At 33.9% G+C, this 24,548-nt stretch carries 24 protein-coding genes and 1 other RNA gene; 11 read left to right on the plus strand and 14 right to left on the minus strand.

The features are described from left to right. A partial coding sequence (locus tag ACFQ1K_RS02855) for an HYR-like domain-containing protein (RefSeq protein ID WP_386133769.1) occupies positions 1-3,671 on the minus strand: 3,671 nt, incomplete at its 3' end. Positions 3,672-3,996: 325 nt separating this feature from the next. Here ACFQ1K_RS02855 and ACFQ1K_RS02860 point away from each other — a divergent pair. The 4 genes from ACFQ1K_RS02860 to ACFQ1K_RS02875 all read left to right on the plus strand — a co-directional run bounded on the left by ACFQ1K_RS02860 (position 3,997) and on the right by ACFQ1K_RS02875 (position 8,085). After that, positions 3,997-4,491: a SixA phosphatase family protein gene (locus tag ACFQ1K_RS02860; RefSeq protein ID WP_320554897.1), complete on the plus strand. Its 495-nt coding sequence runs from the start codon at positions 3,997-3,999 to the stop codon at positions 4,489-4,491. Beyond that, positions 4,484-6,538 (plus strand): polyphosphate kinase 1, encoded by a 2,055-nt coding sequence (ppk1, locus tag ACFQ1K_RS02865; RefSeq protein WP_320554898.1) that lies wholly within the window; start codon positions 4,484-4,486, stop codon positions 6,536-6,538. The genes ACFQ1K_RS02860 and ppk1 overlap by 8 nt, the downstream gene beginning before the upstream one ends. A 1-nt stretch (position 6,539) precedes the next feature. Continuing rightward, positions 6,540-7,451: a Ppx/GppA phosphatase family protein gene (locus ACFQ1K_RS02870; RefSeq protein ID WP_320554899.1), complete on the plus strand. Its 912-nt coding sequence runs from the start codon at positions 6,540-6,542 to the stop codon at positions 7,449-7,451. A 100-nt stretch (positions 7,452-7,551) separates the two neighbouring features. Continuing rightward, positions 7,552-8,085 carry a porin family protein gene (locus ACFQ1K_RS02875; protein WP_320554900.1) on the plus strand — a complete coding sequence of 178 codons (534 nt, stop codon included), beginning with the start codon at positions 7,552-7,554 and terminating at the stop codon, positions 8,083-8,085. Positions 8,086-8,243: 158 nt separating this feature from the next. On the opposite strand, the gene miaE is transcribed toward ACFQ1K_RS02875, so the two are convergent. Genes miaE through dnaX form a run of 3 tightly spaced genes read right to left on the minus strand, consistent with a single transcriptional unit; the run spans position 8,244 to position 11,146 of the window. Beyond that, positions 8,244-8,825, minus strand: a complete 582-nt coding sequence (miaE, locus tag ACFQ1K_RS02880) for a tRNA-(ms[2]io[6]A)-hydroxylase (RefSeq protein WP_320554901.1) — start codon at positions 8,823-8,825, stop codon at positions 8,244-8,246. A 4-nt stretch (positions 8,826-8,829) separates the two neighbouring features. Continuing rightward, positions 8,830-9,417: a hypothetical protein gene (locus tag ACFQ1K_RS02885; RefSeq protein WP_320554902.1), complete on the minus strand. Its 588-nt coding sequence runs from the start codon at positions 9,415-9,417 to the stop codon at positions 8,830-8,832. Positions 9,418-9,421: 4 nt separating this feature from the next. Then, positions 9,422-11,146 carry a DNA polymerase III subunit gamma/tau gene (dnaX, locus tag ACFQ1K_RS02890; RefSeq protein WP_320554903.1) on the minus strand — a complete coding sequence of 575 codons (1,725 nt, stop codon included), beginning with the start codon at positions 11,144-11,146 and terminating at the stop codon, positions 9,422-9,424. A gap of 102 nt (positions 11,147-11,248) precedes the next feature. On the opposite strand from dnaX, the gene rnpB reads away from it, so the two are divergent. Beyond that, positions 11,249-11,564, plus strand: an RNA gene (gene rnpB / locus ACFQ1K_RS02895) — RNase P RNA component class A. Positions 11,565-11,619: 55 nt separating this feature from the next. Here the strand turns inward: rnpB and ACFQ1K_RS02900 are convergent. The 4 genes from ACFQ1K_RS02900 to ACFQ1K_RS02915 form a co-directional block, all read right to left on the minus strand. After that, on the minus strand, positions 11,620-12,147 hold the full coding sequence (locus tag ACFQ1K_RS02900) for a nuclear transport factor 2 family protein (protein ID WP_320554904.1): 528 nt from the start codon (positions 12,145-12,147) through the stop codon (positions 11,620-11,622). Positions 12,148-12,315: 168 nt separating this feature from the next. Next, positions 12,316-12,858, minus strand: a complete 543-nt coding sequence (locus tag ACFQ1K_RS02905) for an RsmD family RNA methyltransferase (protein WP_320554905.1) — start codon at positions 12,856-12,858, stop codon at positions 12,316-12,318. After that, positions 12,858-13,664 carry a DUF3822 family protein gene (locus tag ACFQ1K_RS02910; RefSeq protein ID WP_320554906.1) on the minus strand — a complete coding sequence of 269 codons (807 nt, stop codon included), beginning with the start codon at positions 13,662-13,664 and terminating at the stop codon, positions 12,858-12,860. The genes ACFQ1K_RS02905 and ACFQ1K_RS02910 overlap by 1 nt, the downstream gene beginning before the upstream one ends. A 2-nt stretch (positions 13,665-13,666) precedes the next feature. Beyond that, on the minus strand, positions 13,667-14,392 hold the full coding sequence (locus tag ACFQ1K_RS02915) for a hypothetical protein (protein WP_320554907.1): 726 nt from the start codon (positions 14,390-14,392) through the stop codon (positions 13,667-13,669). 149 nt (positions 14,393-14,541) lie between these two features. Here ACFQ1K_RS02915 and ACFQ1K_RS02920 point away from each other — a divergent pair, with 149 nt between their 5' ends. The 5 genes from ACFQ1K_RS02920 to ACFQ1K_RS02940 are packed head-to-tail and all read left to right on the plus strand — an operon-like array spanning position 14,542 to position 19,128. Further along, positions 14,542-15,984: an ATP-dependent DNA helicase gene (locus ACFQ1K_RS02920; RefSeq protein ID WP_320554908.1), complete on the plus strand. Its 1,443-nt coding sequence runs from the start codon at positions 14,542-14,544 to the stop codon at positions 15,982-15,984. Between the two features lie 40 nt (positions 15,985-16,024). Continuing rightward, complete coding sequence (kdsB, locus tag ACFQ1K_RS02925; protein WP_320554909.1) at positions 16,025-16,753, plus strand: 3-deoxy-manno-octulosonate cytidylyltransferase; 729 nt, start codon at positions 16,025-16,027, stop codon at positions 16,751-16,753. Then, the gene (locus ACFQ1K_RS02930; protein WP_320554910.1) at positions 16,744-17,454 is read left to right on the plus strand and encodes an HAD family hydrolase; all 711 of its coding nucleotides are present in this window, start codon (positions 16,744-16,746) and stop codon (positions 17,452-17,454) included. The genes kdsB and ACFQ1K_RS02930 overlap by 10 nt, the downstream gene beginning before the upstream one ends. A gap of 41 nt (positions 17,455-17,495) precedes the next feature. Beyond that, positions 17,496-18,578 carry an iron-containing alcohol dehydrogenase family protein gene (locus ACFQ1K_RS02935; RefSeq protein ID WP_320554911.1) on the plus strand — a complete coding sequence of 361 codons (1,083 nt, stop codon included), beginning with the start codon at positions 17,496-17,498 and terminating at the stop codon, positions 18,576-18,578. A 1-nt stretch (position 18,579) separates the two neighbouring features. Next, positions 18,580-19,128 (plus strand): 1-acyl-sn-glycerol-3-phosphate acyltransferase, encoded by a 549-nt coding sequence (locus tag ACFQ1K_RS02940; RefSeq protein WP_320554912.1) that lies wholly within the window; start codon positions 18,580-18,582, stop codon positions 19,126-19,128. Between the two features lie 97 nt (positions 19,129-19,225). Here ACFQ1K_RS02940 and ACFQ1K_RS02945 read toward each other — a convergent pair whose 3' ends face one another. From ACFQ1K_RS02945 to ACFQ1K_RS02960, 4 genes are all read right to left on the minus strand, one after another. Continuing rightward, a complete protein-coding gene (locus ACFQ1K_RS02945; protein WP_320554913.1) occupies positions 19,226-19,690 on the minus strand; it encodes a nuclear transport factor 2 family protein in 465 nt (154 codons plus the stop codon). A 283-nt stretch (positions 19,691-19,973) separates the two neighbouring features. Then, positions 19,974-20,945 (minus strand): sodium-dependent bicarbonate transport family permease, encoded by a 972-nt coding sequence (locus ACFQ1K_RS02950; RefSeq protein WP_320554914.1) that lies wholly within the window; start codon positions 20,943-20,945, stop codon positions 19,974-19,976. Between the two features lie 41 nt (positions 20,946-20,986). After that, the gene (locus ACFQ1K_RS02955; RefSeq protein WP_320554915.1) at positions 20,987-21,298 is read right to left on the minus strand and encodes a hypothetical protein; all 312 of its coding nucleotides are present in this window, start codon (positions 21,296-21,298) and stop codon (positions 20,987-20,989) included. 32 nt (positions 21,299-21,330) lie between these two features. Further along, positions 21,331-21,552: a hypothetical protein gene (locus ACFQ1K_RS02960; RefSeq protein WP_320554916.1), complete on the minus strand. Its 222-nt coding sequence runs from the start codon at positions 21,550-21,552 to the stop codon at positions 21,331-21,333. A gap of 107 nt (positions 21,553-21,659) precedes the next feature. On the opposite strand from ACFQ1K_RS02960, the gene ACFQ1K_RS02965 reads away from it, so the two are divergent. Next, positions 21,660-22,583 carry a LysR family transcriptional regulator gene (locus ACFQ1K_RS02965; protein WP_320554917.1) on the plus strand — a complete coding sequence of 308 codons (924 nt, stop codon included), beginning with the start codon at positions 21,660-21,662 and terminating at the stop codon, positions 22,581-22,583. Here ACFQ1K_RS02965 and ACFQ1K_RS02970 read toward each other — a convergent pair. Together ACFQ1K_RS02970 and ACFQ1K_RS02975 are read right to left on the minus strand one after the other, a co-directional pair. Then, positions 22,580-23,674: a heparan-alpha-glucosaminide N-acetyltransferase domain-containing protein gene (locus ACFQ1K_RS02970; protein WP_320554918.1), complete on the minus strand. Its 1,095-nt coding sequence runs from the start codon at positions 23,672-23,674 to the stop codon at positions 22,580-22,582. The genes ACFQ1K_RS02965 and ACFQ1K_RS02970 overlap by 4 nt on opposite strands. A 114-nt stretch (positions 23,675-23,788) precedes the next feature. After that, complete coding sequence (locus ACFQ1K_RS02975; protein WP_320554919.1) at positions 23,789-24,535, minus strand: YebC/PmpR family DNA-binding transcriptional regulator; 747 nt, start codon at positions 24,533-24,535, stop codon at positions 23,789-23,791. Between the last annotated feature and the right edge of the window lie 13 nt (positions 24,536-24,548).

Genomic DNA, 24,548 nt, shown 5'->3' on the forward strand with positions numbered 1-24,548 from the left:
GTCAATGTGTAGTCGTTATCACAAGTACCGGCAGTGGTAGTCTCATTAAAAGTCACCGTAGCCGTACCGCAGTTGTCCGAAGCCGTCAAGGTCTCGGCAGTAGGTACCGCATCGCACTCAACGGTAACATCCGCAGGAAGTGCTTCGTTAAATGTTGGAGCCACAGTATCCTGAACGGTAATGGTCTGTGTATGCACGGTCTCGTTGCCACAGGCATCGGTAGCCGTCCAAGTTCTGGTCAAGGTATAGTCGTTGTCACAAGTACCAGCGGTCGTGGTCTCTTCAAAAGTCACCGTAGCCGTACCACAGTTATCAGAAGCCGTTAAGGTCTCGGCAGTAGGTACCGCATCACACTCAACGGTAACGTCAGTAGGCAAGGCCTCATTGAACGTTGGTGCTTCTTTATCTTCAACTGTTATAATTTGTACTGCTGTTTCGGAATTATTACAATTATCTGTAACTGTAAATGTTCGTTCTACAATTAAAGGACAATTATCAGCTGATGTTATAATATCAGTATAAGTTATAGATGCTATATTGAAATCATCAGATGCATTATAATTTGGGTTATTACTAAAAACACTTTGGACATCAGCAGATCCAGAATCATTAAAATTAAATACAGTGTTTCCAGAAGTAATATCGGCAGAGGAACAACCTTCAATATCTAAATTACTAGGAACTGAAATTTGAGGATTCTCATTATCATTGATCCCAACATTGGCCATAATTGAAGTTGTACAGCCATTAGCATCCGTTACTAAAACAGTATACGATCCACTGGATAAATTTTCAAATAATCCAGAAGACTGATTTGTGGTTCCACCATCAATTGAAAATAGATAGGGTAGCGTTCCACCAACCGCAGAAACAGTGAAGTTACCATTAGCTATACCAGCACAATCCACATTATTTGATTCATCCAAATTAACTTCAAGTATAGCTGGTTCGCTTATAACTATATCTATAGTTTCTTCACATCCATTGTCATCCTTTACATAGACAGTATAACTACCTGCACTTAAGTCACTAAATACACCTGTAGTATTACTGAAGTCAATATTATCTAAACTGTAAAGATAAGGTGCGGAGCCTCCAGTTGCATTTATTGCAAAAGATCCATCTGATTCACCATTACATGAAACATCTTCTTTATCAACTGTTGATTCAGTTAATTCAATATCAAAAACTTCAACATTAAATTCACAGGTCAACTGATCTGTAGAACCATCAGGATAAGTATATGTTGCTGTATAAATAACAGTCGTGTCACCATCAGGGAAAGCATCACCTGGATTATAATTTGAAGTAACACCAAAATTAATTCCATCTAAACAAGCCGTTTCCAAAAGTATAGCGTTATAATACAGCCTATCAACTTCAATTTGGTCACTAGCATTTAAATTTGTTCCGTTGTCATCAAAATTAAATCTCAATCTGTAGTCACCGCTAGGCACTGAATTCGGGATTGTAATGGTTTGAAGACCGGAAGCAGAAATACTTGTTACTGTATTGGAGTATATAACAGTTGAATTTGCTAAAACTTCTAAGTTCCAATCAAAAGTTCCAGACGGAACTATTAGCTCCATATTGATGTCTACCCCTAATGATGTATCAAAATAGGATAGAGGTGTAGTAAAATTAACATTTGTACCACTAGATTGGAAGAGTCTTAAGTTATTAGATCCAATCCTTTGAACTCTATTATAGTCCCAACAGTCGTTACCACTTTCAGGCAAATCAAACTCCACATTGAATGAATAATCATCACCAGGAGAAGATGTACAGCACTGATAAGCGAAGTTTGGCGGATCCCAAGAAACCGGTGTTCCAAGATCATCATTACTACATGCAGTATCTACAGTAGGAGGACAATTATCTACAATAATTTGACATGGTACGGCATCTGGCTCTGTAACAGTAGCAGAATTTGTGGTAGTACATCCGTTAGCGTCTGTAATTGTAACGTTATAGGTGCCAGCAAATAAATCAGAAATATCTTCGCTTGTAGATCCATTACTCCACAAAAATGTGTAAGGAGGAGTTCCTCCATTTACGGTTAAGTCTACTGAACCTGTACTATCTCCATTACATACAACATCATTAATACTTCTAGTTGATGTTAGCCCTTGTGCTGGCTGATTAATTGTGAAATCTTGGGATATAATACAGTCGTTAGCATCAGTTATTGTTACCGTATAGTTACCTGCAATAACATTAATTAGATCTTCAGTTGTAGAACCATTATTCCACGAATACGTATAAGGTGGGTTACCTCCGGACACTGTAACATCTATAGAACCTGTAGCTTCAGATCTACATAATACATCTGTAATATTCTCAGTAAGATTTAAAGTCGTTAGAACTACAGGGTTACTTGTGTAACTCGTTACACAGCCTATAAATTTATTACGTACTAATAATGTATAACTTCCAGGTGATAATCCATCAAAAATCGGGGAGTCTTGATAAGTTGTTCCACCATCTACGGAATAATCATAAATATCACCTAAAGGATGCGTTACAGAGACTGTAAACTCATTAACGGTTCCATTACAACTTATTGTAAACTCTGGATCGTCTGGAGGAGCAATGTAACTCAGTGTTACTTCAGCTGTATCACAGACAGAAGTGTTAGGTGCTGGTAAACAGACCTCATATTCAAATGTTACATCACCAATAAAACCAGGTGAAGGTACGTAAGTATATGTTCCATCAGAATTGAATGAAAACGACTGACCAGCAGGACTCGGTGGGGTTACAATGGAATATGTAGATCCAAGAGGAACATTATTTACTTCATGAAGGTTCCCATTAAACACTTCATTTAAACATTTGTTACCCTGCTGATCTACTGCATATTTCTGTAAAATAAAAAATTTACCATCCCCATGATCTCGGGTGGCAGCAATAAATTCAATCTTCGTAATTTGTGAGCCCGTTGGTGCTAGATCGTCAAGATAAAATAATCCGATACCCACAGTCTGTCCATTTTCATTACAACGACCCGATTGCCAATAATCTGAATTTGGCAAAGGTGGGCCAAAATTACATCCAGTATAATTTCCTTGGTTTCTTACGAATGTTTCACCCAGTTTTTGTTCTGGACCACCACCAGGTGGTGTTCCCCAGACTTCAATATAAAAACAGTTATTACCACCACGTTCTGTAACTGCTAGAACACCACCTTGATTAGACGGTATTGCTGGGTTGTAAAAGATAGTTTGCTTTTGAGCATCAGTTGTAGGGGCAGCTCCAAAATTAGAACAAATATTTCTACCATTAGGATTTGCTTCGAAATAGTGATTTAAGTTTTTACTCTGAAATGCCTGGGTAGCACTAGTAGCCCAATTTGCTGCACTACTATTACCAACAACCACACCACCATTTAATCTAATGTTGTTAGGATTGTGTCCATCAGGACCTAGTCTTGTCATTTCGTAGCTAGAAGGTACAACGAATGTGTTGTAAACGGTACCATCAATCGTGATAGATTGGATTGTTGCCGAATCACTATTATTAGATTGGGTATCTGCCCATTGAAATGTTACACCAGTCTGAATCGAAGGTGATTGTTGGGCGAAAAATATATTTGGTAGTATAACCAGTAATATCATTAATAACCGACCAGCCACACCTGAGCCTGAAATACAATTGTATTTGTTTCTCATACTATACATAATAACTTATACGTGTATGATGCATCAAATTAAAAATGATAATTACCTTCAGTTTTGAAAATATTAATCACTAATAAGCTGCAACATTTGTTGTTTTGTTAATTGCAAAAAAATAGAGGGAAGTATTATTAATGTAAATGAATCAATGAATGGATTAATATATTTTTGATTTGGGGTCATTTACATTAATTTTACAAAAGCAAAAGAACTTATATCTAATCTCTAATACAAACATTAGAGTTAAAGCGCCAAAATAGTCGTTAAAACGGATATATGCAACATTTTATCGAAAAAAATTGCATTTAATCGGAAAATCATGAAATCATTAATACTAGTAAGACATGGAAAATCGTCATGGAAATACGATGTGTCAGATTCGCAAAGACCCCTACAACAAAGGGGTAGAGAAGATGCTAAGCTGGTGTCCAATCGATATTTAGAATTAGATAAATTACCTGATAAGATTTTTTGTAGTCCTGCTGTAAGGGCTTTCTCAACCTGTAAAATATTTTTAGAGACATTTAATCTTTCAGAAAAATCAATAGAGATTAGAGATGATCTTTATGACTTTGGTGGTGAAAGCGTCATAAATTTTATTAAAAACTTACCAAATGGTTATGATACCGTTATGATATTTGGCCATAATCATGCTTTTACATCTATTGCTAATATATTTGGGAATAAGTTTATAGAAAATCTACCTACTAGTGGTTTGATAAAACTTAATTTTGAAATTTCAAGTTGGGCTGACCTTAAGAAAGGTTCAACCGCTTTTATTATTACCCCTAAGGATTTAAAAAATAATGACTAAAGATAAAAACATATACATTAATAGAGAGTTAAGCTGGCTTCAATTTAATGCACGTGTACTACAGGAGGCTGCAGACGAAACAGTACCTTTGATCGAACGTTTGAGGTTTTTGGGTATATTTTCAAATAATTTGGATGAATTTTTCAAAGTACGCTATGCTACTGTAAAACGCATCTATGATGCAGGCAAGGGTGGAAAAAGTGAATTAGGAGGAATAAAAGCTGGTGAGTTGCTAGAAGAAATTACACAAGTAGTTATTGAGCAACAGAGGGAGAGTATAGAGATTTTAAATCAAATTGAACAAGAACTGGAAAGTGAAAATATATTCATCATTAATGAAACAGAGATTGATGAGGAACAGCACGTTTTCATTAATAATTACTTTTATCAAGAAATTAGTCCAGCACTTGTTGTCATCATTTTAGATGAAGATATTGATTTACCAGAATTAAAGGATAGTTCTGGTTATCTAACGGTTAAAATGTCTAATGTAAACGGCAAGGACAAATACGCTCTTATTGAGATTTCAAAAAGTATGGAGCGTTTTATTGTTTTACCAAGCAAGGGAGATGCCAATTATATTATAATGGTAGATGATGTGATCCGTCATTGCTTAAATGAAATATTCAATATTTTTAAATATGATTCGATTACTGCTCACATGATTAAGATTACACGCGATGGTGAGCTCGATTTTGATAGTGATTTAAGTAAAAGTTTTGTAGATAAGCTATCTCGTAGTGTTAAAGAAAGACAAAGCGGCGATCCTGTCCGTTTTGTTCATGATAAGGATATTGAAAGTGATACGCTCAGCTTTTTGTTGGAGCGTATGGAAATTGATACCAAGGACAGTATTATACCTGGAGGCCGTTATCACAATCGTAGGGATTATATGGATTTTCCGAGCTTAGGGAGAACAGATTTGCTCTATGAAAGAATCAAGCCTTTGCCTGTAAAAGGTTTAAGTTTACAGGAAAGTATATTTACGACTGTTGCAGAGAAAGACTACCTCGTTTATACGCCATATCATACGTTCTCCTATGTAGTTAAATTTCTAAGAGAAGCGGCTTTAGACCCAAAGGTAAGAACCATAAAAATTACCATTTACAGATTAGCACAGATTTCACACGTTGCAAGTTCGCTTATTAATGCCGCCAAAAATGGTAAAGAAGTTACGGTTTCTATTGAGCTAAGGGCACGTTTTGATGAAGAAGCAAATATCAATTATGCTGAGCAAATGCAAGATGCAGGTGTTAAGATGTTATTTGGTGTTCCTGGCTTAAAAGTTCACTGTAAAATGTGTGTTATTGAGCGAGAAGAGGAGTCTAAATTAAAACGTTATGGCTTTATAAGTACCGGAAACTTTAATGAGTCTACAGCAAAATTTTATACAGATTTTACTTTACTTACGGCAAACTCTAAGATATTAAAAGACATCAATAAGGTTTTTAATTTCTTGGAAGTTAATTACATGGTGAATAGATATAAACATATAATAGCATCACCTCATTACACTAAATCCAAATTATTCTCCTTAATTGATAACGAGATAGAAAACGCTAAAAAAGGAAAGAATGCTTATATAAAATTAAAAATGAATAGTATAAGCAGTTATAAAATGGTCGACAAGTTGTATGAGGCAAGCAGAGCCGGTGTAAAAATTCAAATGATTGTTAGAGGTTTGTGCTGTCTTGTGCCTGATATGAAAGGAATGAGTGAAAATATAGAAATCATTAGTATTGTCGATAAGTTTTTAGAACATACGCGTTTATATATATTCTCCAATAACGATAATCCATTGGTTTATATTTCTTCGGCTGATTGGATGACAAGAAATATCGAGCATAGAGTGGAGGTAAGTTGTCCAATCTATGATGAAGACATAAAGCAGGAATTACAAGATTTGTTTGAGATTTGTTGGAATGATAATGTAAAAGCCAGAATTATCAATGAGACTCAAGACAATACGTATCGTAGAAACGATAAGCCAAAAATTAGGGCTCAATTTGAAACCTATAATTATTACTTAAAAAAGTTAGAAGGATAATATGCTGAAGATTCAAAAATACGCCGCCATTGATATTGGATCAAACGCCGTAAGGTTATTAATTTCAAACATCATAGAACAGAAAGGTAAACCTACCGTATTTAAGAAAAATTCGTTGGTACGCGTACCGATTAGACTTGGAGCAGATGTTTTTATAAAAGGAGAAGTGACAGAATACAATCAAGAGCGTATGATGGACACAATGAAAGCCTTTAGTTTACTCATGAAGTCTCATGGAGTCGTTCGATATAAAGCTTGCGCTACATCTGCTATGCGTGAAGCCAATAATAGTAAGGAGCTAACCAAAAAAATTGCAGATAACTGTGGTATAAGTATAGATATAATTGATGGTGAAGAAGAAGCCGCTATTATTGCAGCTACAGATTTGAGTACCTATATAGATGAAAACAAAACTTACCTTTATGTTGATGTAGGTGGTGGTAGTACAGAATTTTCAATCATACATAATGGCAATAAAATAAAGTCAAAATCTTTTAAAGTTGGTACAGTAAGACTTTTAAATGATATTGTCACAAGAGAGACCTGGAGTGAGCTTGAACAATGGATTAAGGACAATACCTCAACCTACGATAAAATTGATTTAATTGGTTCTGGAGGTAACATTAATAAAATATTTAAGATTTCAGGAAAGCAACTGGGTAAACCTTTAACCTATTTTTACTTAAGTAATTATTACAATACCTTACAACAATACTCGTACGAAGAACGTATCACTGAACTTAACTTAAACCAAGATAGAGCAGATGTTATTATTCCTGCAACACGTATTTATTTATCGGCAATGAAGTGGAGTGGAGCGAAAGATATCTACGTCCCAAAAATTGGGTTGTCAGATGGTATTATTAAAAGTATATACTACGAAACAGTTTCGAGCGTGACGGTAGAAGAATAAACTTGGAAATTACCGTTTAACTACTTTTTTATTACTAAAATCTATTCATTTAACACAGAATGGGAATTTCATTTATATTCGTAGTCTCAAATTGAAAATTATGAAGAAATTATTACTTGCCTCATTGTTATTGTGTTTTACGACCATTTGTTTAGCTCAGGAAGTCCGTTATGGCGTAAGAGGAGCTCTTAACGTATCTAACCTGGATTTTGATCCTGATGCTACTTTTGAAAACAAACATAGAAATGGTTTTGCTTTTGCAGGTTTTGCTGAATTTGGCTTTACTGAAGAATTAGCATTACATACAGAATTACAATGGTCTGCAGAAGGCGGAAAGGATGAAGATCTTAGAGCAGATTATATTCAAATGCCAATTTTATTAAAATTATCTACTTCAGATAGATTGTCTTTTATGGCAGGACCACAGGTAGCCTTAAAAACATGGAAGAACAATGACGGTTTTTCAACATTCGCCTTTTCTGGTGTTGTTGGTGCAGAGTATATGATTACTGATGAGTTGTTTGTTGATGCAAGATATTCTTACGGATTAACAAATATCTTGGATGAAGATGACATACCAAATCTAGAAGCCAAAAACCACGTAATGCAATTTGGTTTTGGAATAAAGATTTAAAACAAATATTGATATAGTTTTAAAGGCTTTAACCAATGGTTAAGGCCTTTATTTTTTATAAACTTGAAACTACTTAGAATAGAAGTATTTTTATTTGTGAAAGCATAAGATAAACTTTGGGTAATTATTATTAATAACTCGATTGAATTTACAAGAAATTATCCGTGAACAGTTTCCTTTTTGCCCAAATCCCTCATGATTTCAGCCTCATATTCAAGAAGTTGCTGCCATTTTTTATCTACTTCTTTTCTGTCGCCATATTGCCTGGCAAAATTTAAGAACATAGTATAATGGTTAGCTTCGCTAATCATTAATTTTCTGTAGAATTTGGCTAGTTTTTTATCTTCTAATTCTTCAGACAGTAATCTAAAACGTTCGCAACTACGTGCTTCAATTAGTGCAGCATACAATAATCTGTGCACTAGCTGTGTGGTTCTGCTACCACCTTTAGGGAAAAACTTCAATAATGCAAGGACATAGTCGTCCTTACGATCTCTCCCCAGTATCCAACCACGTTCTAAAATAAGGTCGTGTACCATTTTAAAATGGCTCATTTCTTCTTCAACCAAATCAATCATGTCTTTTACCAACTCAGTATATTCAGGAAAGCCCACGATTAGTGAAATTGCTGTACTTGCAGCTTTTTGCTCACAATACGCATGATCGGTTAGTATTTCTTCGATATTTTTTTCTACAATATTTACCCATCTTGGATCAGTTGGGAGTTTAAGACCTAACATAGTTTTAATGTTTTTCAGTTTGAATGAAGTTTGCTTTTCCTTTGTCGTTAATCAATATCTTGTGATATGATACCTTATCTGTTTTCGGTATTACATACATAACGTCTATGGCTACCATATTGGCATAATTGGGGTCATCATTTACTTGTATAGCGTTTAATATGGCCAGTTTGTTAAAATTATAGAGATCTGAACCTTTTACCAGATTAGGATTAAATTTAAACGCTTTATTGGCTTTTTGCTTATCAAAACTCTTATCATAGATAACCTTGTTGTCTTTTTCAACTATAATGTCAAATTTAAAATTTCTGTAGTGCGTTTGGTAGTTTATAGTGTCCTTTATTTTTGTAAATATTACGCTATGGTTCATATCTGTATAGGCTTTTATCTTTACTCTAAAGCCATTGCTTAATGTAGTATCAACTCGATGTTCTGTGTAGCTTTCAGGCTCAAAAATCTCCAATTGTACCGAAACCGATTTCTTAAATTCCTCGATATCCTCTGCCAATGCCTGTTTCTTGGTTATACGGCCTTCGCAACTACTTGTAATGCCAAGAAGAATAATTAAAAGTATCCCAAATAAATTTCTCATTAGTTTATACATCTAACCCAAAAGTTTTCTTAAGTAATTCAATATTAGGATTCTTTTCCTTAAGCTTCTCATACTTTTCTCTCGGTGTAAAAGCATATTTTTTTGCCACTTCTTCGTTTACGGTAATGTCTAAATGTAGGTCGTAGTTTTTTAAGGTTTTACGCAAATAGGTGAGTAGTGGATATTGTGCGCGCTCTAATTCAATCTTGTTTGTATTGTTAGAATAGGTAAGATGAATGGCAGTATCTTTAAGTTTTGGTTTGTCCATTTGCAGGATAGATGCCAATATTTTTTCACCTTTCTTAGACATTGAAACTGTATAGTCATTCCATGCTTTAAATAAGGCTTCTTCTGAAACAGGTTCTTTTGGTAAATCTTCCTCATCTATAACAACATCTAATTGTCTTATTTGATGTTCTTTCTTTTCTTTTATACTTTTTAAAGATAGACCAGAAGTTGATTTTTTGGCTTTATCAATTGAAATTTTTGGTATTGAAACAGGCTCAGAAACTGAAGCGGTTGGTGTATGTTGTTCTTCTTTTTGTTCAACCTTTTTTTGTTTGGCAATTGGCTTTGTTTCTTCTTTTGTTTTTTGGACAGGAACTGGAGTGATGCCCTTTGCCTTAAAATATGAAGGAGGAATTATGAAATGTCTATTGTTTTTTTTTTCTCCATCAAAAGTGATAGAGGCTAACTGCATGAGCGTTAATTCAACCAATAATCTTTGATTTTTACTCGTTTTGTATTTTAAATCACATTCGTTAGCAAGTTCAATTCCTTTTAGCAAGAACGTATTTGATGTTTTACGGGATTGGTCTATATATTTTTGCTTGGTTTCTTCACCGACTTCTAAAAGGTCTATGGTCACTTGATTCTTACAAACCATTAAGTCCCTAAAATGAGAAGCAAGACCAGCGATATAATGATGCCCATCAAAACCTTTGGACAATATGGTATTGAATTGCACCAACAGCTCCGGAATCTTATTTTCTAGGATTAAATCTGTACTCTCAAAATACGTTTCGTAGTCTAGCACATTAAGATTTTCCGTGACAGCCTGTCTAGTTAAATTTTTCCCTGAAAAACTAACTACTCTATCAAAAATAGATAAGGCATCTCGCATGGCGCCATCGGCTTTTTGGGCAATAATATGTAAAGCATCATCTTCTGCATTTATACCTTGCTCTTCAGCAATGTACTTTAAGTATTCTTTTGCATCAGTTACTGTAATACGTTTAAAATCAAATATTTGACAACGCGATAAAATTGTTGGGATGATCTTGTGTTTTTCAGTAGTCGCCAGAATAAAGATGCAATGCTTTGGTGGCTCTTCTAAGGTTTTTAGAAAAGCATTAAACGCTGCTTGAGACAACATGTGGACCTCATCAATAATATACACTTTATATTTACCAACTTGAGGTGGTATACGAACTTGGTCCGTTAATTCTCTAATTTGATCTACACCGTTATTTGATGCGGCATCCAGTTCAAAAACATTAAAGGCAAAATCTTCATCTGCACTAGTGTTCTCGTCACTATTAATCATCTTAGCCAAAATTCGCGCACATGTGGTTTTACCAACACCACGCGGACCTGTAAACAATAAAGCTTGCGCTAAATGATTGTTTTCAATAGCATTGAGTAAAGTATTGGTAATAGCCTGTTGCCCAACAACATCCTTAAAGGTTTGAGGTCTATATTTGCGTGCCGATACTACGAAATGTTCCATCGAAAATTAACTGAAACACAAATTTAAGAATAACCTCTAAATAGTCATTTCTTCGGATTAAAATTTAATAGGAGTTATTAACAATTTATGTACTTTTAACGCCAAGTAGATCGCCTTATCGCAGACAATTAAATTTTTCTGAGGAAAGTCCGAACACCATAGTGCGAGCATAGTGGCTAACGGCCACCAGTCGAAAGGCTAGGAATAGTGCAACAGAAAGTATGTACAGGTTATGCTGTAGTGAAATCAGGTAAACTCTATGTGGTGCAATGTCATGTAAACCAACGTTTAAGAGCTGCACGCTTGATGTTGGAGGGTAGACAGCTAAAGTTTACTGGTAACAGTAAATGCAGATAAATGATAAGGGTGCTGACTTTATGTTGGCATACAGAATTCGGCTTATAGATTTGCTTGGACAAAAAAAACCTTCTGATTTTCAGAAGGTTTTTTTTAAACTTTATAAACTATTCATTTTACTCCATTTCTTCCATTTCTTCTGTTTCTTCCATAGTTGCTTCAGCCTCAGCTTGCATTGCTTTTACGGCTTCGTTCATTGCAGTTCCGTCAAAATAAACGTGTTCTTCTGTGATTTTACCATCAGTGAACTGAACCGCTAAATGCACAGGCATAGACAGTGCTGTACCGTTTGTTAGGGTTCCACTATGCAGTCCCCAATAGTAAACCCAAGTTTCATCATCTTTGTCTAGTACCATTTCAATATAGTCTGTTTCTTTATCAAACCCATAAGAAGACCATGCTTTAGTCGTCTCGTCAAGATTGTTCATTCGTGCTTCCACAGTCATAGCTTCCCTTGAATTTACATAGATTTTTGCAGTATCTGCAAAGTGACTTCTCCACTTGTCCCAATCGCCACTTTCATAAGCAGCAATGCCAGCTTCCAAGGTTTTGGTTTCGGCAGATTCTGCAAAATAACGTTGTTTTTGCTCCTGGCAAGAAGCAACGCAAATGACTAAAAGTCCCAGTAATAATAATTTTTTCATAATAATCGATTTAATTGGTTAGTATAAATTTAATAGAAAGCACAAACAGGTTAATTAAATTGTAGATGCGTAGGGTAAGCTTAATTTTACAAAATAAGATAGCGTAAGTTAATGAAAATTATTGGTTTAGAACCTCAATCTTATCTATAATTAAATAAAACAAAAAATTTACTGGCTATGTTCAAAAAAACTAAACATATTTCCACCATACTTTTTAGAATGTGAATAATTAGATAAATCACTCAAATCCGTATGCTTAGAGTGCTCAATAATAAGTAAGCCTCGATCATCAAGTAGCTTGTTGTCAAAAACTAATTTTGGAATTTTAGAGAATAAATCTATACTGAAATTATAAGGTGGATCAGCAAAAATGATGCTGTATTGTTGTTTACTATTTTCGAGAAATTTAAAAACATCACTTTTTATGGCTCTTATAGGCATTTCAAGAGCTTTTGCTGTATGGCTTATAAATTTTGTGCATTGATAGTGGTCATCTACAGCTGTGATATCTTCCGTTCCTCTAGACGCAAATTCGTAACTAATGTTGCCCGTACCAGCAAATAGATCCAAAACAGAAATATCATCAAAGTAATACTGATTATTAAGAATATTAAACAAAGCTTCTTTAGCCATATCAGTTGTTGGTCTCACAGGTAACTTGGCAGGAGCTACTATTTTCCTTCCTTTATATGTTCCAGAAATGATACGCATTAAAAGGTATTTAATATTAAATAGTGGTTATGTAATTGCTCTGTGTCAATAAGTTCGGAAAAACTATAGTTAAGATTTAAAGTCTCAAATTCTACATGTCTTATATATGTATAGAGCACGTTGTAAAGATCGTCATTTCGGTTTATGGTTCCACTCAGATAAATAACTGTAGTTTCTACGTCTAAATTTAGTTGTTCAAAAACAAACAGGACATAATAAATGAAATCTTCTTTGCTATGGTATTCAAAAACATTGAAAAGTTGAAGTTGACCTTTGTCAATTACTGAAATCTCAAGCATTTTACGGTTAACATGAAGGTGTACTTCTAAATCTGCATTCTGCAAAGATTTTTGCAATAAGGTATCTAGTAATACTGTAGAAGAATGTTTGTAGGTAAATGCGCCAAAGGTTTCAAATATATAATTATTGATATTTATGTAGGGGATGTATATGTTGATACTATCGTTTACTGCAATTTCATCCTGTGTAATAAAGTCCGTTTTTAAAATTTTTGTATTGAATTTAAGGTAGTCTGCTTTGTTATTATCATTATAAAGTGCTCGTGGTACAAGACTGGATAATTCATTTTGATGTATCACATTAACAGCATCAAACTCAACAGAAAATGAAGAATTAGCACTCAATTCGGTTTTAAGGCGGTTAAGCACATCAAAAGGATTAAGTGTTTGCTGAAATGGTAAACTTTGCAGTAATTCAATCGTATTTGACGTTCTATTTAGTATACAAAAAGAAAGCCCATTCAAATTAACTTGAATGGACAGTTCTTTAATGTTATTTTTACTCAAAACTATTCCTTATTAGAAAGGTCTTTACCCCAATTTCCACTGGTGCTAACCTCATCCATTGAGCCTATTTTCACAGACTCGCCTTTAACACCTGCAATAGAAATCGCTTGCTTTTCTTTATCTATAAGATATTTTTCCTGTCCGTCTAAAACTACTGCCTTATCTACACTAGCTTCAAATACAGGGATATCGTCTAACTTTCCAGCTTTTAATTCAAATTTTGCACCTGGTTTACCAACGCCAACTTCATCCATTGTTTTGTAACGATCACTACCTTTAAAAATAGAATCCTTTACAGTGTAAAAACTAAGGGTGTCTATTAAAGTAATAGTTTTGAAGGTTTCAACACCACCAAAGGCACGAGTACGTTCCTCATCCAAAACCAATGTGTCACGACGTTGCGTAATTGGAACTTGTCCATTGCCAACAAAGTCAATGAGTTTATCAAAGCTACCTGCATATTCACCTTTTACTTCCTTGTAAGCTAGTTGAGAGTCTCTTATATCTACCAAACGATCAATAACCACTTTGTAACGTTCTACTTTTAATTGATTGAATTGGATCTCTTTGTAAACAGACATAAAGGTAATGTAACCAAGAAAGATTATAAGTGCCCAAAGCACTAAATTGATTATTGGTTTTAACTTTTTAGGAACAAACTTGTCGATTAACCAAACAATAAGAATGGTTAGAAGAATAATGCCAACTATAGCTGCGATTATTGTCATTTTTTTATTTATTAGTTAATTTAGGTCTCTCGCAAATCTACAATTTTTTTTTATTGCTTAAAACTATCTAAATAAAAATCATTCAAAATATGATTATGCCTTTTTTATGAAGATATAATAATGGTATATTGTGCTTAATTTATTTCTATATGGTTACTAATGCTTCTGCATTTTACACACTTTTAAAATCAAAGTTTCCTTTTCAGCCTACTTCAAAACAAGATATGGTGCTCATGCAGTTGTCCCAATTTATCTTTGATAAATCTTCAAATCAGATATATTTATTATCAGGTTATGCTGGTACAGGTAAAACTAGTATTGTTGGTACCATAGTTAACAATTTGTGGCAGGCAAAAAAAAGTGCCGTTTTGTTAGCTCCAACGGGAAGAGCTGCTAAGGTCATTTCTAATTATTCAAATAAGGAAGCTTTTACAGTACATAAGAAGATCTATTTTCCAAAAAAAGAAAAAGGTGGAGGCGTAAAGTTTGTGATGCAACCTAATAAACATAGAAACACTCTATTTATTATAGATGAGGCATCAATGATACCAGATATGCCGTCAGATTCTAAACTCTTTGAAAATGGTTCACTTTTAGACGATCTAATGCAATATGTGTATTCTGGTCATCAATGTAAATTGCTTTTAATTGGGGATAAAGCCCAGTTGCCACCAGTGAAATCAGATTTAAGCCCTGCATTAAACGCAGATCAGTTAAGCCTTAATTACAATAAAGATGTTTCTGGTATAGAATTGGATGAAGTTGTGAGACAAGAGGAAGATTCCGGAATTTTAGAAAATGCAACAGAACTTAGGGCTACCTTAGATACTGGTATTTACGAGAGTTTTAAATTTAATGTTGCCCCCTATAATGATATTGTTCGATTAATAGATGGTCATGAAATTATGGATGCTATTAATGATGCTTACAGTAATGAAGGTTATGAAGAAACGGCCATTATTGTCCGCAGCAATAAAAGAGCTAATCTTTACAACAAACAAATCAGGGAACGAATATTATTTAATGAAAGTGAATTGTCTGCGGGCGACTACCTCATGGTGGTTAAGAACAATTACTTTTGGATTAAGCCTACAACCGAAGCAGGCTTTATTGCGAATGGTGATATTATCGAAGTTTTGGAAATCTTTAGCATAAAAGAACTATACGGTTTTAAGTTTGCCGAAGTAAAAGTAAAAATGGTAGATTATCCACGTATGCGACCTTTTGAAACCGTTTTGCTTTTAGATACTATAAATGCTGAAAGTGCTTCTTTAAGTTACGACGATTCTAATAGACTTTATCAGGAAGTTGCTAAAGACTATGCCAATGAAAAAAGTAATTACAAACGGTTTTTGGGAGTTAAGAATAATAAATATTTTAATGCGTTACAAGTAAAATTTTCGTACGCTATAACGTGTCATAAATCACAGGGTGGTCAATGGAATACTATTTTTGTAGAACAACCATATCTTCCTAACGGAATGGATAAGGATTATTTACGCTGGCTATATACTGCCGTAACACGTGCTAAAGTAAAGCTCTACCTCATAGGGTTTAAAGATGAAATGTTTTTAGAAATAGACCCTAATTAGATTAGAAAACTTTATTTTTGAATACAAGTAAAGCTGATATATGAAGATTATATCCATGATTCCTGCACGTTATAGTGCATCTCGTTTCCCAGGCAAATTAATGCAAAATTTAGCTGGAAAATCAGTGATATTACGAACCTATGAAGCCACTGTTGCCACAAATCTGTTTAGTGAGGTTTATGTTGTGACAGATAGTGATATCATTTTTAATGAAATTGTAAACAACGGAGGTAAAGCTATTATGAGTAAAGGAAACCACGAATCGGGTAGTGATAGGATAGCTGAGGCCGTTGCTGATATAGATTGCGATATTGTGGTAAATGTGCAAGGGGACGAACCTTTTACAGAACGTGAAAGTTTAAAAAAGGTGCTGGGAGTTTTTGAAGATGACCCGAATCATGAAATTGATCTGGCGTCATTAATGGTAGAAATTAAAAATTGGGATGAAATTAATAATCCAAATACGGTAAAAGTCATTGTAGATCAAAACTATTTTGCCTTATATTTTTCTAGAAGTCCAATTCCTTTCCCAAGAGATAAGAATGCCGGTGCGCGCTATTTTAAGCATAAAGGAATTTATGCATTTAGGAAGCAAGCGTTATTGGATTTTACGATATTACCTATGCAATTTATTGAGGCAACAGAGAAGATAGAATGTATTAGGTATTTAGAGTATGGTAAAAAAATTAAAATGGTAGAAACTAAGATTCAAGGTGTAGAGATTGACACACCAGAAGACTTGGAGAGAGCAAAACGATTGTGGAAATAGATTACGGCAATATAAAAGTGATTGGTTTTGATGCCGATGATACGCTTTGGGTAAATGAAACCTATTTTAGAGAAGCTGAAGAAGCAGTAGGTCAATTATTATCGCATTATGAGACGCCAAATAAAGTTGATCAGGAGCTCTTTAAAATGGAAATGAAAAACCTTCCAACTTATGGATATGGTGTTAAGGGCTTTGTTTTATCTATGATTGAATTAGCTATAGAACTTTCAGCTGGCAGCGTATCCAATGAGATTATCGGCAAAATATTGGATATAGGAAAGGACATAATCAATAAACCTATTGAGTTGCTCGATGATGTAGAAGACGTTTTGAAAACTTTATCAAGAGATTACAGATTAATCTTGGCTACAAAAGGAGATTTACTTGACCAAGAGCGTAAATTGGAAAAATCTGGATTGCTTCAATATTTTCATCACATAGAAGTTCTTAGTGAGAAACAAGAGCCTAATTATCAGAAATTATTAAATCATTTAGACATCAAGCCATCCGAGTTTTTAATGGTAGGTAATTCCTTAAAGTCAGATATTCTCCCTTTGATTAATATAGGGGCAGAGGCCATACATGTACCTTTTCATACCACTTGGGAACATGAGAAAGTCAGTAAAGAGCGCACGGATGGCTTAAAATATAATACGATTGAACGCTTAAGCGATATTTTAAGTTTTATTAAGGTTAAATAAATAAACTAAGTTTTTATTTTTGTTAAAGATTAAAAAAGTAAATGTTATATAAGAATTATCCAATGGTGTCCAGAGTAGTTTTTGGACGCGGAAGTTTCAATCAGTTAGATGAAATTTTAGCGCCTAAGCGAAAAGGTCGTAATGCACCCTTTATATATTATGTAGATGATGTCTTTAAAGGCAACCATTGGCTAACTTCAAGAATTACTTTGTCTTACAATGACAAAATTATATACGTTCCAACGAAAGAGGAACCTAAGACCTCTCAAATAGATCAATTAGTTGAAGATATTATTCTAGAGCATAGTGAGTTGCCCTCAGGCATCATAGGCATTGGAGGAGGTATCGTTATGGACATTGCCAAGGCAGTTTCACTCATGTTAACCAATAAGGGTGAATCAAAAGATTATCAAGGTTGGGACTTAATTAAAAATCCTGCAGTATATCATGTAGGGATACCAACTATATCCGGAACAGGTGCCGAAGTATCAAGAACCACAATTTTAACAGGGCCTGAGCGTAAGTTAGGAATCAATAGCGACTACACACCATTTGACCAAGTCATTCTAGATCCTGAACTAACAAAAGATGTTCCTAAAGATCAATGGTTTTATACAGGCATGGACTGTTTTGTGCATTGTGTAGAATCTCTAAACGGCACGTATTTAAATGCATTTAGTCAGAGTTATGGTGAAAAGGCATTTGAACTTTGCCAGGAAATTTTCTTAGGCGATAGTTTATCAAAAGAAGAGGCTCAAGATAAATTAATGATGGCGTCGTGGCATGGTGGTATGAGCATTGCGTACTCTCAAGTTGGGGTAGCACATGCTATGAGTTATGGTTTAAGTTACTTGTTGGGCGTTAAACACGGTATTGGTAACTGTATTGTATTTGATCATTTAGAAGCATATTACCCGGAAGGAGTTGCTATGTTTAAAAAAATGAAAAACAAACATAACATTACTTTGCCACAGGGAATTTGTGCCAATTTAGATAGTACTCAGTTCAATACAATGATAGATGTAGCTCTTAGTTTAGAACCCTTATGGGAAAATGCCATTGGTAAAAACTGGAAATCTAAGATTACCCGAGAAACACTTCTTGAGCTTTACAAAAAAATGTAACATGCGTTGGTTGGCAAAATTCATTTACTTTAAGCTTCTCGGTTGGAAAATCGTTGGAAATACCAATTTTTCAAAAGATAAAATAAAGAAAGCTGTTATTATAGCAGTACCTCACACAAGTTGGCACGACTTTTACATTGGCATTCTACTTCGAAAAATAACAGGAGTTAAAACTAATTTTGTTGGTAAAAAAGAACTCTTTCGTTGGCCTTTTGGCTATTATTTCAGAGCTGTTGGTGGAAAGCCCTTGGATAGAACTTCAGGGCAAAACAAAGTTGAAGCCATTGCAAAATTATTTGAGCAAGAAGATGAGTTTAGATTAACATTAGCACCAGAAGGCACCCGTAAAAAGGTAGATAATTGGAAAACAGGCTTTTACTATATTGCTAAAGCAGCTAAAGTCCCCATAATCATGTTCACATTAGATTTCAAGAATAAACAAAATAAGGTTTCAGAACCTTTTTACCCTACCGATAATGTTGAGGAAGACTTCAAATTTATGACCTCTTTTTTTAAAGGTGTAGAAGGAAAGGTAAAAGCATATAGTTGAAAATTTGGTATAAGATTTGTACTAAAGAATACGCAATGAAACATAAAGTAAACTAAAAAGTCCCTAAAAAGAAACATTGCCTTAAAAAGCTGCCAAATTAAACAGGTAGCTTTTTTTCGTTTATATACCCATCTAATAAATAATTAGTTTGAGACTGTAGTTTCCTTTTAAAAAAACTTGAATTACCTAATAGCCAGCCTTTAAATCCCATGGCTTGCTTTGCCCAATGGTGAAGATTGAAAGTGTCTATATGTTTTATAATTAAACCATCTTTAAACTCAAATTGCGCATCAATTTTGTTGTGTACTTTTTTACCTGTTCTACTAAAAATATAAAAAGCCTCCCAATGCGCAGTATTTTCGGTAATATCAGAGGCTTCAACTCTAAAATTTTTTCCCTTTTGGGATTCACAAAGCATTTGCCACATAGCCTTCGCTCTGTTGCCTTCTATAATACCAAAAGCAGGATCTTCAAAAATAATGTCTTTGTGATAAAAAGAGGCCATTTTTTTGCCATCAAGGTTTTTAAAAGCATCATAAAAAGCCTCAATTAAATATTTCATAATGAATATATTAGCATGATAGAGTGAAGTTTTTTGTTTTTTATAAAACTCACCATTACATAATTACGTAAGTAAAATACAAACAAAAACTGATAAATTATGAAAGTTTAAAAACTATTAAAAACCAATAAATCTAAATTTATTTAGGTGGAAACATAAGACCATATTATAAGAGTGACTTTGCCTCAGTTCAATCAGTTTTTAATTAACAATTAATGTTTATTGAGTTTTAAAATTGTTATGAAAAAGAAGAAGGCTTCCGTTTGGAAGCCTTTTTTATTATCTAGAAGATTCCACAGGACTGAATAATACATAAATAAAGTGGCATTCCTAACGTAATATTAAAAGGGAATGTTATGGCCAAGGCCATTGGTAGATACAAACTCGGGTTTGCTTTTGGTACAGCTATGCGCATCGCAGCTGGTACTGCAATATAAGAGGCGCTTGCAGCCAAGATGGCAAAAAGCAATCTGTTGCCCTCACTTTGCGTAATTGCCGAACTTAACATAGCCACAATACATCCATTTATTATTGGTATAATAATAGCAAATACCAGAGCAAACCAACCTTTTTTAATAAATGCCGACAATTCCTTGCCACTTGTAATACCCATGTCTAAAAGAAAGACCGCCAAAAAACCCTTAAAGATATCGGTTGTAAATGGCTTTATACCTTCTGCCTGTTGTTCACTAGCAAGAAATCCAATTGCCAAACTACCCAAAATTAATAATACACTGCCATTGGTAAGTGCGTGTTTAACCACTTTACCCATCGACAGTTTGATGGTGTTTTCTTTATCATAGATAGAAATTAATAATAATCCTATTATTATAGACGGTGCTTCCATGAGTGCCATCACGGCAACCATATGACCACCAAAAGTTATTTTTTCAATTTCAAGAAAAGAAATTGCCGTGACAAAAGTCACCGCACTAACAGAACCATAGGATGCAGCTATGGCACCAGCATTGGCTACACTAAATTTTCTTCTTAAGATAAAATAGGTATAAATGGGAACAGCAAGGGCTAATACAATCCCAAATAAAAGCGACCAAATTATTTCTAAATTAAGATCGCTGTGTGAAAGCTCTTGTCCACCTTTAAATCCAATGGCCAAAAGCAAATAAAGCGAAATAAATTTAGAGGAATTAGGTGGTATTTCTAAATCGCTTTTTAGCTGTACAGCAATAATGCCTAGGAAAAAGAATAGAAGTGCTGGATTCGTTAAATTATCGAATAGTAGGTGTAAGTCCATAAAATAAACCAATTACGAATCCTTTCGTAATTTTTTGGTATTTATTTTACAAATGAAATATTTAGTGTGCCATTTATAACTACGTTATAACCTTCTTTTCTGGCTATAGAGATATAATCCTTAGCGATTTGCTTTTCGTTTAAAAGCTCTTCAATACGATTATTTTCGTAGGTTGTGTCTGCTGTTTCACAGCCTTCACACATACTCAATTTTTGCAACTTGTGAAAGTTAATCTTTTGTTCAATAAGCACATTTATAATGTGATTGGCTTCAGAAGGAGTGAACATTCCTTCAACTAGTTGAACTTCTTGCGTTGCTTTTTCTACGCTTTTTTCTGTTTTTGTATTAGACATGGTGATAAGTTGTTATGAATGATAATTGTGGACTATTTGGTTTCCATTAATTTAATGATAGCAATGCACGATATTATAAAGCCACATACTGCTAAATGCTCCATAAAAATATGACCATTCATGTAAGAATAGGTCAAGAGGGCTGTAAGGACTAAAAACGTAATGGCAATACTTATCTTTGTTTTCTGTGATTCTCTTTTAACCTCTGAATCAGTTGTTTTTTCAAATGTCGCATTAGTTTCTAATCTAGACATGTTTTCGGAATTAATAGTTTAAAATAAATTAATGAACAGTGCAAAGTTGTAATAATTATTTTATTTATTTTTATATATATTTTTTATCATACATATAAATATATCTTATGAATTATACATTGCATCAACTTCAGATATTCTTAAAAATCACGCAATTAAAGAGTATAACAAAGGCTTCAGAAGCTCTTTTTTTAAGTCAGCCTGCAGTTTCTATACAGTTAAAGAAATTTCAGGATCAGTTTTCTATTCCCTTGACAGAAGTTGTAGGAAGACAGCTCTATGTTACTGATTTTGGATGGGAAATCGCTGAAGCAGCTGAAAAAATCCTAAATGAAGTTGACGCTATTAATTATAAGACAATGTCTTTTAAGGGACAGATTGCTGGGCGATTGAAAATTTCTGTAGTATCTACAGGCAAGTATGTAATGCCTTATTTTTTATCGGATTTTACTAATAAAAATAAAGGTGTAGATCTTATCATCGATGTTACTAACAAGCAAAGTGTTGTAAAAAGTCTTGAGAATAATGAAGTTGATTTTTCTTTAGTTTCGGTTATACCAGAGCAGTTGAATCTGAGTAGGGTAGAACTAATGGAAAATAGGCTTTATCTTATTGGTGGCACAAAAGATAAATTTAATCCTAAGGTTTCAACGAAGAAAATTTTTGAAACCTATCCCATGTTATATCGTGAAGATGGTTCTGCCACACGAAACGCCATGGAAACATTCCTTGAGGGACAACATATTTCTACACCAAAACGTATTGAACTTACCTCAAACGAAGCTTTAAAACAAGCCGTTATTGCAGGCTTGGGCTATTCTATTATGCCATTAATAGGCATTAAGAATGAATTGAAAAACGGAGATTTACAAATTATTCCATTTAAAGGCTTACCTATCGTTACAAACTGGAATTTAGTATGGCAAAAGTCTAAAAACCTATCTCCTGTTGCACTAGCTTATCTTGACTTTGTTAAAAAAGAAAAAGACCGAATTATTAAAGAAAATTTTGATTGGTATAGTGAATATTAATTATGCCTTAGTTTATCTACTAGTCTTCTTACTCCATTATATACAAATGCATTGGTCTTTACATAATAAAATGAAATAAAACATACGATGGTTAAAAACATTAGAGCACCAATTATCGCCTGCCATGGCAATAATGTTTTACCAATAATTGTGTTTAGTCCAATTCCTGTAAAACTTCCATAGATTATTATAAAATGTATGACATAAATTGATAAGGTCTTTTGACCAATTTTAAGAATTAGAGGCTTTTTAATATAGTTTTCAGCAGCATAGAATAAAGCAAATAATATTAAGACGTTACCCAATCTTGTAAACAGGTAATTATAAAACGCAACATCCTTTAATAGCTTTAGGTCAGTAATATAATATATACGCATTAATATATAGCCAGACTTGAATATCAACAATGTACCAACAATCAGAAACCCTAGAATAATACCAATTTTAAATTTAGGGCGTTCTAGATACCTATAGAAAATTGTTGCAATAAACGCTCCGAATGCTACATAGCCAAACCATGGTAAAATGGTAAAGACCGAACCATAATCTTTAGTCATCCAATTTGCGAATAGTTTTGGTAAGTTCGGTAAATCTATATATCTGTAAAGCGGTTCTGTGAGGAAAGTAACAAAGCCTAAAATGAACATTAAAATTGAAAAAATCAAAGTCCTTTTTAATGTAAGTTTATAAATGCCTACCACCAGAATTAATGATAAACCAATGCACTGCAGAACATCAATGACCAAAAAATAGAATGAATCAAACTTCCAAAATAACCATTCGAAAATAGGAATTCGTAGTAAGTAGCCTATACCAATGAGCATCAGACCACGATAAAACCCTTTTTTCATTCGCAAGTTAGCATTCCCGCTACGTTTTGCCTTTATTAGTAAGTATGAAAATATTAATCCAGAAATGGTGAAAAATGTAGGAGCTGTAATACCTCTAAAATATTTCCAAATCGTGAAAACTGTACTGCTATCATCTCTATAGGATACATCTAACAGTGTATCTATGAAATGACCTTGTAACATCATTAAAATGGCAAATGCTCTAACAGCATCTATAAAATAAAGACGATTTGTATTCAATGGGCTATGAGTTACACAACAAATATAGTATTTAGTGTTTTAATTGTATTTTCATTTTTTTAAAATAAAAAAAGGGCATATTGCCCTCTTAAAATTAATAACCTTAAAATACTTTTAATCAGTTGTTTCTTCCATGGTGTGGTAGACGTTTTGCACATCATCGTCTTCCTCGAGCTTTTCAAGTAGTTTTTCTACATCTTCAGCTTGCTCTGGTGTTAATTTTTTAGTGACTTGTGGAATACGTTCAAAACCAGAAGAAATAATTTCAATATCATTTTCTTCCAAATATGACTGTATGCTTCCAAAACTTTCAAATGGCGCATAAATCATAACGCTGGTTACTTCGTTGCCATCTTGATCTTCATCTGTATCTTCAAAGATTTCTTCTACACCAAAGTCTATAAGTTCGAGTTCTAGTTCTTCCAAATCCAAACCCTCGCCTTTAATCTTAAAGTTACAGGTATGGTCAAACATAAAAACCACAGAACCTGAAGTACCTAAGCTGCCATCACATTTATTGAAATAACTACGAACATTGGCTACAGTACGCGTATTATTATCCGTTGCGGTTTCTATAAGTATAGCGATACCATGTTGAGCGTAGCCTTCAAAAAGAACTTCTTTATAGTCACCCTGACTTTTATCTGATGCACGTTTTATGGCACGCTCTATATTGTCTTTTGGCATATTTACAGATTTGGCATTCTGTATCACAGCTCTAAGACGAGAGTTACTATCTGGATCTGGACCACCTTCCTTAACGGCCATTACTATATCCTTACCAATACGAGTAAAAGCTTTACTCATGGCAGACCATCGTTTCATTTTCCTTGCTTTTCTAAACTCAAAAGCTCTTCCCATAGTATTCTTATTT

The organism is Winogradskyella aquimaris (assembly GCF_042676105.1).
GTDB classification, from domain to species: Bacteria; Bacteroidota; Bacteroidia; order Flavobacteriales; family Flavobacteriaceae; genus Winogradskyella; species Winogradskyella aquimaris.